Raw genomic sequence first — 11,104 nt, forward strand, 5'->3', positions numbered from 1 at the left:
GGTTCCACGCTCGCGCGTAGCAGCGGCCTCGGCATGGCCGCGCAGCCTGGGTGGCCCCATTCTTCGGCGACAACCGTAAAACGGATCTGCAGGCGCCCGCTTGGGCGCCTGCTTGCGCTTTTCCATTGCCGATACCATATATCGGGAACATAATGGGAACATCTGGAATCGTTCCCACCGATGGCAGACCGGAACACAGAAAGGAACGACGCGATGATGATGACGTCGGAACCGGCCTGGATCGCTCCGGCAAAGTGAGGCTGTCAAACCCCTCCTTTGCCGGAACGCGATGGCAAAGGAGGTGCCTATGGCACACAAATCGCTGTTGGGATGGGTGAAAACCCTGGTTCTTGCTGGCGCATTGGCGGTGGGTACGAACACCGCAAGCGCGCAATATCAATACTGCGTTGAACATGGCGAGCTCGTCGCCCATTTGAGCGAGAAGTTCCAGGAAAGGCAGTTTGCTTTGGGGCTGATCGGTCATGAGGCGGTCATGGAAGTCTTTGTCGCCGAGACCGGAACCTGGAGTATCGTCGTCACCGATATCGCCGGCAGAAGCTGCATCGTCGCGGCCGGCGACAATTGGGAAAACGTGATGGCCCTGCCCGGCCAGGGCGCATGACGAAATGACAGGCTCAGCGTGTGGCAGCTGCCTCGGCATGGCCGCGCAAAAGTGCCATCAGGCGCTTGGCGTCCTTGGCTGCGGCCTCCTCGTCGCCTGCTAGGATCGAGCGGATCAGCGCGACATGATGCTCGGCGGATTCGGCCAAGCCGGTATCGGCCTTGTAGCGGAACCAGAAACGGCGGCTGTGGGTTTGCAAGGGCGCCGCCAGGCGCGCGGCGAACGGGTTGTCGGCAGCCAGCGCCAGCGCCTCGTCGAGCGCCTTGTCGGCCTGGATGAAGTAAAACACATTTTCCGAAATCACCGCCTTTTGCATGGCAAGGGCAGCGTCATGGAACAGGTCGGCGGCCTCGCGGGTGACGAAGCGAGCGGCCGAGCGGGCAAGCACCACCTCGACGCCACGGCGGGCGTCGAGGACACGCAGCCAGTCGCCGGGGTGCAGCGGGGCAATGGCAATGCCGGCGCGCGGCCGGACCTCGAGCAGCCCCTCCCAAGCCAGCCGCTGGATCGCTTCGCGAACCGGGGTGCGGCCGAGGCCGAGCCTGTCGATCAGCGCCCCCTCGGTGATGAAGCTCGCCGGCGCCAGCTCGAGAGTTACGATCATGTGCTCGAGCCTGCGGTAGGCCTTCGCAGTTGCCGGCTCGGAGCCCGGGCTCTCATATACCAATGCGGCTTCTCCTGATATATTGTTGATATATCATATCAGATTCAACGTTGACAGCCGGCTTCTTAAGAAATATACGACTGATATATCAGATGGAGCGATCGACATGTGGGCCGGAGTCTTCCCCGCCGTTACGACCAAATTCACCGAGGACGACGGCCTCGACCATGCCGAGATGGAGCGCTGCTTTGCGCTGCAGATGGAGGCCGGCTGTGACGGCATCATCGTCTGCGGGTCGCTCGGCGAAGGCCCGATGCTGTCGCATGACGAGAAGATCGCGGTGCTGAAGACCGCCCAGAAGATCGCCGGCAAAAAACCGGTGCTGTTGACGGTCAACGAGGCCGGTACACGCGAGGCGGCGGCGATCGCACGCCGCGCCGCCAAGGAAGGCGCCAACGGTTTGATGGTGGTGCCGAGCCCGATCTACCATACCAATGCCGAGGAGACGGTCGCGGCACTCAGCGCCGTCGCCGCGGCCGGCGACCTGCCGGTGATGATCTACTCCAACCGGCTTGCCTATCGCGTCGATGTCACCGTCGACCAGATGGAGGAGTTGGCCAAGGACCAGCGCTTCGTCGCCATAAAAGAGTCCTCAGACGACATCCGCCGCTCGACCGAGATCATCAACCGCCTCGGCGACCGCTACGACCTGTTCACCGGCGTCGACAATCTCGCCTTTGAGGCGCTGTCGGTCGGCGCCATCGGCTGGGTGGCGGGCTTGGTCACCGCGTTCCCGCGCGAGACCGTCGCCATCTATCAGTTGATGAGACAGGGCCGCCGCGAGGAGGCGTTGAAGATCTACCGCTGGTTCCGGCCGCTGCTCGACCTCGACGTCTCGACCTATCTGGTGCAGAACATCAAGCTCGCCGAAGTTTTGGCGATCAACACCAACGACCGCGTGCGCATGCCGCGCCAGCCATTGTCGGGCGAGCGGCGCAAGGCAGTCGAAAAGGTCGTCAGGGATGCGCTGGCCGTGCGGCCGCAACTGCCGGCATTCTGATCCAGTGCCTTCGAGGGTGTTTGCAGATGTGCAGCGCGGCGCATGCCAATGAATGACAATGCTACGCTCGATGTCGCCATCATTGGTGGCGGCATTATCGGCATCTGCGCTGCCGCATTTCTGGCCGAGGCGGGGCGAAACGTCACGATCTTCGATCGGACGGGGATCTGCGAGGAGACCAGTTCCGGCAATGCCGCCGCCTTTGCCTTCTCCGACGTGCTGCCGCTCGCCCACAAGGGCATGATCAGGCAGCTGCCGAAATGGCTCGCCGACCCGCTCGGCCCGCTCAGCATCCCACCAGCCTATCTGCTGAAGCTGCTGCCCTGGCTGGTCCGCTTCTGGCGCGCCGGCCGAAGCGACCGCTATGAAGCCGGCCTTGCCGCACAGGCCGGGATGATGAAGCTCGCCGAGGCGGAATGGATGGGTTTGCTCGACCGTTCCGGCACACGGCCGATGCTGCACGAGGACGGCTCGCTCGAACTCTACGAAAGCGAAGCCGAGTTCAAGGCCTCACTGCCCGGCTGGGCGGCAAGGCAGCGCTTCGGCATCGGCTTCAGCCATGTCGAGGGGAGCGCTCTCGCCGCCTTGCAGCCCGGTCTGTCGCCGCGCTTCGTCAAGGGAACTTTCGTTCCGGGGTGGAAAACCGTCGCCGACCCCAAGCGGCTTGGAAAGGCGTTATGGGCCTATGCCGAGAGGTTGGGCGCCGGGTTCGAAAGGGCCCGGATCGAGCGTGTCGAGGCAGGACAGGACGGCGCGATCCTGACCATGGCCGACGGCACGAGGCGACGGGCGAAGCATCTCGTCATCGCTGCCGGGGCCTGGTCGCACCTGTTGGCGAGACATCTCGGCGACAGAATCCCGCTGGAGACCGAGCGTGGCTACAACACGACGCTGCCGAAGACTGCCTTCGACGTAAGGCGGCAATTGATCTTTTCCGGGCATGGCTTCGTCATCACGCCGCTCGAGACGGGCCTGCGCGTCGGTGGTGCGGTCGAACTCGGCGGCCTTGAGAGGCCGCCCAATTATGCGCGCTCGAAAGCGCTGCTCGAAAAGGCCCAGAAATTCCTGCCGGGACTGGATCCGGCCAATGGGCGCGAATGGATAGGGTTCCGGCCGTCGCTGCCGGATTCGCTGCCGGTGATCGGGCAATCGCAAAAAACGCCGTCGGTGGTGTACGGTTTCGGCCATGGTCACCTCGGCCTGACCCAGGCCGCGGCGACCGGACGCTTGATCCGCGAGCTCGTTCTCGGGCAGAGTCCATCGCTTGATCTCGGTCCGTTCAGCCCGCAACGATTTTGAGATCGAAGACATTCAGTTGGGAGCCGGCATGGCCAAGCATTCCTTCTTCTGCATAGACGGCCACACCTGCGGCAATCCGGTGCGGCTGGTTGCCGGCGGCGGACCGTTGCTCAACGGCTCGACGATGATGGAGCGGCGAGCGCATTTCCTGGCCGAATACGACTGGATCCGCACCGGCCTGATGTTCGAGCCGCGCGGCCATGACGTGATGTCCGGCTCGATCCTCTATCCACCGACGCGCGAGGATTGCGACATCGCCATCCTGTTCATCGAAACCTCGGGCTGCCTGCCGATGTGCGGCCACGGCACCATCGGCACGGTGACCTTTGCCGTCGAAAATGGATTGATCAAGCCGAAGACGCCGGGCGTGCTCAGGCTGGATACGCCGGCGGGCGTGGTCGTCGCCGAGTACAGCCAAGTCGGCGATTATGTCGAGGAGGTGCGCATCACCAATGTGCCTTCCTTCCTCTATGCCGAGGGCCTGACGGTCGAATGCCCCGGGCTCGGCGAGGTCAGCGTCGATGTCGCCTACGGCGGCAATTTCTACGCCATCGTCGAACCGCAAAAGAACTATCGCGACATGGCCGACCATTCGGCCGGCGAGCTGATCGCCTGGAGCCCGGTGGTGCGGCAGCGGCTCAACGAGAAATATTCCTTCGTCCACCCGGAGAATCCCGGCATCGACAAGCTGTCGCACATATTGTGGACCGGCGCGCCGGCCAACCCGCAAGCCGATGCCCGCAACGCCGTCTTCTACGGCGACAAGGCAATCGACCGCTCGCCCTGCGGCACCGGCACCTCGGCGCGGATGGCGCAGCTTCACGCCAAGGGCAAGCTTGGGGTCGGCGACGACTTCGTCCATGAATCGATCATCGGGTCGCTGTTCAAGGGCAGGGTGGAGAAAGAGGTCACCGTCGCCGGCAAGCCGGCAATCATTCCGTCGATCGGCGGGTGGGCGCGGATGACTGGATTGAACACGATCTTCATCGACGACCGCGACCCGTTTGCACACGGCTTCGTCGTCAAATAGAGAAAACGCTGACGTTAGGGAAAGACAGAGAGCGCAAACGGATTGCCTTTGACGGCGCAACGATCCCGCCCATCAACTTATTTTGACGGCGATTTCTTCGACATGGGGCGCATAGAGCGATTGAATCGTCAAAGACATTGCGTTAGGCCAATGGTAGGGTCCGCGATGGTCCAGGGGGCGGACGGGAACAAAACGGGCAATCGGACGGCGTGCGGCGAAAACACGCGTAATGATCGAAAAATCACGTTGCAATCCGGGCTCGAAACTTTACGACTAGGGAAAATACGAAAAGGAATGCGTCTGCATGGGCGACATTCCAGGGGAGCCACGACAGCATGCAGTATTTTGTCCAGCAGCTTATCAACGGGCTGACGCTGGGATCGATCTATGGGCTGATAGCGATCGGCTATACGATGGTCTACGGCATCATCGGCATGATCAATTTCGCCCATGGCGACATTTTCATGATCGGCGCTTTCACCGCACTCATCGTTTTCCTTATCCTCGGTGCGTTGTTCTATTCGCTGCCGATCGTCGTTGCGCTGCTGATCATGATGATCGTCGCGATGCTGCTGACCAGCCTGTATAATTGGACGATCGAGAAGGTGGCCTACCGGCCTTTGCGTGGTTCATTCCGGCTGGCGCCGCTGATCACTGCGATCGGCATGTCGATTGCGCTGTCCAATTTCGTCCAGGTGACGCAAGGGCCGCGCAACAAGCCGGTCCCGCCAATGGTGTCCACGGTCTACAACATCGAAGGCATCAGCGTCTCGCTGAAGCAGATCATCATCGTCCTGGTCACCATAGTCCTGCTCGCGGTGTTCTGGTACCTGGTCAACAAGACCTCGCTCGGCCGGGCGCAGCGCGCCTGCGAGCAGGATCGCAAGATGGCCGCACTGCTCGGCGTCGACGTCGATCGCACCATCTCGATCACCTTCATCATGGGCGCCGCCCTCGCCGCCGTCGCCGGCACGTTGTTCCTGATGTATTACGGCGTGGTGGTGTTTTCCGACGGTTTTACGCCGGGTGTGAAGGCGTTTACTGCCGCGGTGCTCGGCGGTATCGGCTCACTGCCCGGCGCCGTGCTCGGCGGCCTGATGATTGGCTTCATCGAAAGCATGTGGTCGGCTTATTTCTCGATCGACTACAAGGACGTCGCCGCCTTCTCCATCCTGGCGATCGTGCTGATCTTCCTGCCTTCCGGCATTCTCGGCCGGCCAGAAGTCGAAAAGGTCTGAGATCATGGCGGTTACCGTGTCTCCGGAAAGCACCGTCGTCGCCACCCCGGTCCAGCGCGCTTTTCGCGAAGCGCTCTATGCCGGCGCCATCTCGCTTGGCCTGTTCGTGCTGTTCATCGGCCTGAAGACCGACCAGAACATCTCCAACGAACTGATCCTGGTGCAGCGCTGGGGCTTGCTCGCCGGCGTCGTGATCGCCACCATGGCCGGACGCTTCCTTTATGTCGCCTATGGCCAGCCCTTCCTGGCGAACCAGAAGATCGTCGACGTCGCTACCGGCCTGCTGCCGGTCAGCCTGGCTTCGCGATTCTTCCGCCTTCCCGCGTTCATCGTGGCGCTCGCCGTCGCCGTTATTCTGCTCGCGCTCAGGGGCTTCCTGACCGAGGCTTTAGGGCCGGAACTTTCCGATTTTGTGCGGTTCCTGCGGGCACTTGCAATCATCTATGCGCTAGCCTGGCTGATATATCGGTTCCGGGCCTTCATTCATTCTCATTTCTCGGCATTGGGCATAACCGCACTGGCGCTCTACCCGATTATCGTGGTGTTGGTGCTGGCGCTATATGCCGGGTCCATGGCGGCCGGTTTCCAGGGTTCGCTGAAGTATGTCGACAATTTCGGCATCCAGATCCTGATCTACGTGATGCTGGCCTGGGGGTTGAATATCGTTATTGGCTTGGCCGGCCTGCTGGACCTAGGCTATGTCGCCTTCTACGCCGTCGGTGCCTATGCCTATGCGTTGCTCGGCACGCATTACGGCCTTTCCTTCTGGATCCTACTGCCCGCCGCCGGCCTGATGGCTGCATTCTGGGGCGTGATGCTGGGCTTCCCTGTGTTGCGCCTGCGCGGTGACTATCTGGCGATCGTGACGCTCGCTTTCGGCGAGATCATAAGGCTGGTGATTATCAACTGGCGCGAAGTGACCAACGGCTCGGCCGGGATTTCCGGCATCCCGAAGGTCTCGTTCTTCGGCCTGATGTCGTTCAACGTCTCCGACCCGAACTACATCTCCAAGGTGCTCGGCATCGCGCAGTCCGGTGCCTACTACAAGATCTTCCTCTACTACCTGATCCTTGGACTCTGCCTGCTGACCGCCTTCGTCACGGTGAGGCTCAGGCGCCTGCCGGTCGGCCGCGCCTGGGAAGCGCTGCGCGAGGACGAGATCGCCTGCCGCTCGCTCGGCATCAACACCACCACCACCAAGCTCACGGCCTTTGCCACGGGCGCGATGTTCGGCGGCTTTGCCGGCTCGTTCTTCGCCGCGCGGCAAGGCTTCGTCAGCCCGGAATCCTTCGTCTTCCTGGAATCGGCGATCATCCTTGCCATCGTCGTGCTTGGCGGCATGGGCTCGCTGGTCGGCATTGCCGTCGCCGCCATGGTGATGATCGGCGGCACGGAAATCCTGCGCGAACTGGATTTCCTCAAGACCGGCCTGAGTTGGGGCAACATCAAGGTCATACCCGGGTTCGGCCCCGACTTCACGCCGGAGCTTTATCGCATGCTGTTGTTCGGCATGGCCATGGTCATCGTCATGCTGTGGAAGCCGCGTGGCTTCGTCGGCAGCCGCGAGCCGACAGCCTTCCTCAAGGTGCGCAGGGCGGTGTCCGGGTCCTTCACCAAGGAGGGACACGGCTGATGAACGCGAGCCCCTCCGTGAACGATGCCATCCTGCAGGTCGAGCATCTGTCGATGAAGTTCGGCGGTCTCATCGCCATCGGCGATTTGTCATTCCAGGCCAAACGTGGCGAGATCACCGCGCTGATCGGCCCCAACGGCGCCGGCAAGACCACCGTGTTCAATTGCATCACCGGTTTCTACAAGCCGTCGGAAGGCATGATCACGCTCAACCGGCGCGACGGCTCGACCTTCCTGCTCGAACGCCTGCCGAACCATGAGATCCCGGCGCGGGCCAAGGTGGCGCGCACCTTCCAGAACATCCGCCTGTTCTCGGGCATGACGCTGCTGGAGAACCTGCTGGTGGCCCAGCACAACAAACTGATGAAGGCGTCCGGCTATACCGTTCTCGGCCTGTTCGGTTATAGCGGATACAGACAGGCTTCGGCGGAATCCGTTGAACTCGCCGAGCACTGGCTGGAGAAGGCCGATCTCGTCGACCGCGCCGACGATCCTGCCGGCGATCTGCCATATGGCGCGCAGCGACGGCTCGAAATTGCTCGCGCCATGTGCACCGGCCCTGAGCTTCTGTGCCTAGACGAGCCGGCCGCCGGCCTAAATCCGAAGGAATCGGCGGCGCTCAATGCGCTGCTGATGGACATCAAGGACAACACCGGCACCTCGATCCTTTTGATCGAGCACGACATGGCGGTGGTCATGCAGATTTCAGACCATGTCGTCGTCCTCGAATACGGGCGCAAGATCTCCGACGGCAACCCGCAATCGGTACGAACCGACCCGCGCGTCATTGCCGCCTATCTCGGCGTCGAAGACGAGGACGTCGAGACGGTACTGACCGAAGTCGGCGACGAGGACGTCATCGAGCAACTGGATACGGGTCCGGATGCCGCGCATGGACCGGGCACATCGTCTTCCTATCTTGCCGGACCGGTGGCCGACACGGTCGGCCATAGCGAGGGCGAACGCGTCACAGTGTCAAAGGGCGCTTCGAAGGCCGGGCAGATCGATGCAAGGTCGAGCGCTGCTGCTGCAAAGTCCGGATCGCCGGCCAAAGCCAAATCGGCCGCGAAATCTTCCACGGCAAAGCCGGGCAAGGCTCCGGCGAAGTCGAAAACTCCCGGCACCTCTAATCGGCGTGGGGGGCGGAAATAATGGCCGGCACAACGCTGCTCGATATCAAGGGCGTCCAGACCTACTACGGCAACATCAGGGCGCTGAACGGCGTCGACGTCACCGTCAAACAGGGCGAGATCGTGGCGCTGATCGGCGCCAACGGCGCCGGCAAATCGACACTGATGATGACCATCTTCGGTGCTCCGCGCGCTCGTGCCGGCACTATCACCTTCGCCGGCACCGATATCACCCAGATGCCAACCCACGAGATCGCGCGCATGCGTATCGCGCAGTCGCCGGAGGGCCGGCGCATCTTTCCGCGCATGACGGTGATGGAAAACCTGCAGATGGGCGCCAGCCTCGACGGTCTCAAGCATTACGACGAGGATGTCGAAAGGGTCTTTACGCTGTTCCCGCGGCTCAAGGAACGCGTCAGCCAACGTGGCGGCACGCTTTCGGGCGGCGAGCAGCAGATGCTGTCGATCGGCCGCGCGCTGATGGCAAGGCCGAAGCTGCTCTTGCTGGATGAGCCGTCGCTAGGCCTGGCGCCGCTGATCGTCAAGCAGATATTCGACGCCATTCGCGAGCTGAACCGCACGCAGGGACTGACCGTGTTCCTGGTCGAGCAGAACGCCTTCGGCGCACTGAAGCTCGCCACGCGCGGCTATGTCATGGTCAACGGCAATGTGACGATGAGCGGCACCGGCAAGGAACTGCTCGCCAATCCGGAAGTGCGCGCCGCCTATCTCGAGGGCGGCCATCACTGAGTTTCAGGAGTCTTCATCATGCAGGGCATTCTTTATGAGGAACCCTCGATTTGGCAGTTCTTTTTCGTCACCTGCCTGCTCGGCGGCTGGGCGGCCTGGATGACGGGCAAGGCGTGTGCCCAGACATGGCGCAGCTTCGCCCAGCTATTCGCCTATATGCTGGGGCTCGGCATCGGCGTAAGATTCATCCATCATGCGCTGTTCGGCGGAACGATGTTTTCGCTGCATTACTACGTGGTCGATACCATCGTGCTGATAATATTGGGCTTCATTGGCTACCAATACACGCGCACGAACCAGATGGTAACGCAGTATAATTGGCTTTACGAAAGAGCCTCTCTTTTGAGCTGGAAACCGAAAGGTTGACATTTATCATTAACGGCGTTTCAGGGATGAATCGGCGTGACAAGTGCCTGAAAATCGGCAAAGTACTCTTTCTGCGAGCAAGAGTGGGCATCGCATGAAAGCAACATCCACGCCCACTCGGTAAATGGGAGCGTTTCAATGAAAAAGTCACTTTTGTCCGCCGTCGCACTGACCGCGCTTGTCGCGTTCAGCGGCAACGCGTGGGCTGACATCCTGATCGGCGTTGCCGGTCCGATCACCGGTCCGAACGCAGCGTTCGGTGCCCAGCTTCAGAAGGGTGCCGAACAGGCGGTCGCCGATATCAATGCGGCGGGCGGCGTTCTTGGCCAGCAGCTCAAGCTTGAAGTCGGCGACGACGTCTCCGATCCCAAGCAAGGCATCTCGGTCGCCAACAAGTTCGTCGCCGACGGCGTCAAGTACGTCGATGGCCACTTCAACTCCGGCGTCTCGATCCCGGCATCGGAAGTCTACGCCGAGAACGGCATCCTTGAGATCACGCCGGCCGCGACCAATCCGAAGTTCACCGAACGTGGCATGTGGAACACCTTCCGCACCTGCGGACGCGACGATCAGCAGGGCAAGGTCGCTGGCGACTATCTCGCCGCGAATTTCAAGGATGCCAAGATCGCTGTCATCCATGACAAGACGCCTTATGGCCAGGGCCTCGCCGACGAAACCAAGAAGGCGCTCGCAGCCAACGGCGTGACTGAGGCCATGTATGAAGGCATCAATGTCGGCGACAAGGATTTCTCGGCCCTCATCGCCAAGATGAAGGATGCGGGCGTCTCGGTCGTCTACTATGGCGGCCTGCACACCGAAGCCGGCCTGATCATACGCCAGCTCGCCGACCAGGGCCTCAAGGCAACCTTCATGTCCGGCGACGGCATCGTCTCGAACGAATTGGCCTCCATCGCCGGCGACGCCGTCGAGGGCACGCTGATGACGTTCGCTCCGGATCCGCGCAAGAATCCGAACGCCAAGGAACTCGTCGAGAAGTTCCGTGCGGCCGGCTTCGAGCCGGAGGCTTATACGCTCTACTCCTACGCAGCGATGGAAATCATCGCGGCCGCTATCACTAAGACCGGCTCAGCCGATGACGCTCAGAAGGTAGCCGAGACCATCAAGTCGGCCGGCCCCTGGAAGACTGCGATCGGCGAGATCGGCTACGACGCAAAGGGCGATATCACCCGTCCGGACTACGTCATGTACACCTGGAAGAAGGGTGACGACGGCAAGTACACCTATGTCGAGAACGAACCCGGCAAATAACCGGACGTTGCTATATGAAAAATGCCCGGCGCCTCGCGCCGGGCATTTTTCATGGGGTTTCCCAAATGCCTGGACCCGGAGTGCCCCAGGCGTTGTCCGGGTCG

Annotated in this window: 11 protein-coding genes; 10 read left to right on the forward strand and 1 reads right to left on the reverse strand. The window is 61.7% G+C overall.

The genetic code is table 11. The features are described from left to right. The first annotated feature begins 289 nt into the window (after window positions 1–289). Window positions 290–622 carry a hypothetical protein gene (locus NKI63_RS08130; RefSeq protein ID WP_352479613.1) on the forward strand — a complete coding sequence of 111 codons (333 nt, stop codon included), beginning with the start codon at window positions 290–292 and terminating at the stop codon, window positions 620–622. A 13-nt stretch (window positions 623–635) separates the two neighbouring features. Here the strand turns inward: NKI63_RS08130 and NKI63_RS08135 are convergent, their stop codons facing one another. Next, window positions 636–1,289 (reverse strand): GntR family transcriptional regulator, encoded by a 654-nt coding sequence (locus NKI63_RS08135; protein WP_352751243.1) that lies wholly within the window; start codon window positions 1,287–1,289, stop codon window positions 636–638. Between the two features lie 103 nt (window positions 1,290–1,392). Between NKI63_RS08135 and NKI63_RS08140 the strand changes: the two genes are divergently transcribed. The 9 genes from NKI63_RS08140 (at window position 1,393) to NKI63_RS08180 (ending at window position 11,000) form a co-directional block, all read left to right on the forward strand. Then, window positions 1,393–2,286, forward strand: a complete 894-nt coding sequence (locus NKI63_RS08140) for a dihydrodipicolinate synthase family protein (protein ID WP_352504915.1) — start codon at window positions 1,393–1,395, stop codon at window positions 2,284–2,286. 48 nt (window positions 2,287–2,334) lie between these two features. Next, complete coding sequence (locus tag NKI63_RS08145; protein WP_352687137.1) at window positions 2,335–3,585, forward strand: NAD(P)/FAD-dependent oxidoreductase; 1,251 nt, start codon at window positions 2,335–2,337, stop codon at window positions 3,583–3,585. Between the two features lie 28 nt (window positions 3,586–3,613). Next, window positions 3,614–4,615, forward strand: a complete 1,002-nt coding sequence (locus NKI63_RS08150) for a 4-hydroxyproline epimerase (RefSeq protein WP_352687140.1) — start codon at window positions 3,614–3,616, stop codon at window positions 4,613–4,615. A gap of 335 nt (window positions 4,616–4,950) precedes the next feature. Beyond that, a complete protein-coding gene (locus tag NKI63_RS08155) occupies window positions 4,951–5,853 on the forward strand; it encodes a branched-chain amino acid ABC transporter permease (protein ID WP_254816418.1) in 903 nt (300 codons plus the stop codon). Between the two features lie 4 nt (window positions 5,854–5,857). Beyond that, window positions 5,858–7,486 (forward strand): high-affinity branched-chain amino acid ABC transporter permease LivM, encoded by a 1,629-nt coding sequence (livM, locus tag NKI63_RS08160; protein WP_352504918.1) that lies wholly within the window; start codon window positions 5,858–5,860, stop codon window positions 7,484–7,486. After that, complete coding sequence (locus NKI63_RS08165; RefSeq protein WP_352504919.1) at window positions 7,486–8,637, forward strand: ABC transporter ATP-binding protein; 1,152 nt, start codon at window positions 7,486–7,488, stop codon at window positions 8,635–8,637. Before livM ends, NKI63_RS08165 begins: the two co-directional genes overlap by 1 nt. Further along, on the forward strand, window positions 8,637–9,365 hold the full coding sequence (locus NKI63_RS08170; RefSeq protein ID WP_352504920.1) for an ABC transporter ATP-binding protein: 729 nt from the start codon (window positions 8,637–8,639) through the stop codon (window positions 9,363–9,365). Before NKI63_RS08165 ends, NKI63_RS08170 begins: the two co-directional genes overlap by 1 nt. Before the next feature lie 18 nt (window positions 9,366–9,383). Continuing rightward, on the forward strand, window positions 9,384–9,731 hold the full coding sequence (locus NKI63_RS08175) for a DUF6867 family protein (RefSeq protein WP_352821004.1): 348 nt from the start codon (window positions 9,384–9,386) through the stop codon (window positions 9,729–9,731). Window positions 9,732–9,869: 138 nt separating this feature from the next. Next, window positions 9,870–11,000: a branched-chain amino acid ABC transporter substrate-binding protein gene (locus NKI63_RS08180; RefSeq protein ID WP_254816422.1), complete on the forward strand. Its 1,131-nt coding sequence runs from the start codon at window positions 9,870–9,872 to the stop codon at window positions 10,998–11,000. Window positions 11,001–11,104 lie beyond the last annotated feature (104 nt).

It is taken from the genome of Mesorhizobium sp. M0410, assembly GCF_040321435.1.
GTDB lineage: Bacteria > Pseudomonadota > Alphaproteobacteria > Rhizobiales > Rhizobiaceae > Mesorhizobium.

Bases quoted from the DNA above. Each gene is read 5' to 3' on its own strand.
- NKI63_RS08170 (WP_352504920.1), top strand. From the start codon at position 8,637: ATGGCCGGCACAACGCTGCTCGATATCAAGGGCGTCCAGACCTACTAC.
- NKI63_RS08140 (WP_352504915.1), top strand. From the start codon at position 1,393: ATGTGGGCCGGAGTCTTCCCCGCCGTTACGACCAAATTCACCGAGGAC.
- NKI63_RS08145 (WP_352687137.1), top strand. From the start codon at position 2,335: ATGAATGACAATGCTACGCTCGATGTCGCCATCATTGGTGGCGGCATT.
- NKI63_RS08155 (WP_254816418.1), top strand. From the start codon at position 4,951: ATGCAGTATTTTGTCCAGCAGCTTATCAACGGGCTGACGCTGGGATCG.
- NKI63_RS08175 (WP_352821004.1), top strand. From the start codon at position 9,384: ATGCAGGGCATTCTTTATGAGGAACCCTCGATTTGGCAGTTCTTTTTC.
- NKI63_RS08165 (WP_352504919.1), top strand. From the start codon at position 7,486: ATGAACGCGAGCCCCTCCGTGAACGATGCCATCCTGCAGGTCGAGCAT.
- NKI63_RS08130 (WP_352479613.1), top strand. From the start codon at position 290: ATGGCAAAGGAGGTGCCTATGGCACACAAATCGCTGTTGGGATGGGTG.
- NKI63_RS08180 (WP_254816422.1), top strand. From the start codon at position 9,870: ATGAAAAAGTCACTTTTGTCCGCCGTCGCACTGACCGCGCTTGTCGCG.
- NKI63_RS08150 (WP_352687140.1), top strand. From the start codon at position 3,614: ATGGCCAAGCATTCCTTCTTCTGCATAGACGGCCACACCTGCGGCAAT.
- livM (WP_352504918.1), top strand. From the start codon at position 5,858: ATGGCGGTTACCGTGTCTCCGGAAAGCACCGTCGTCGCCACCCCGGTC.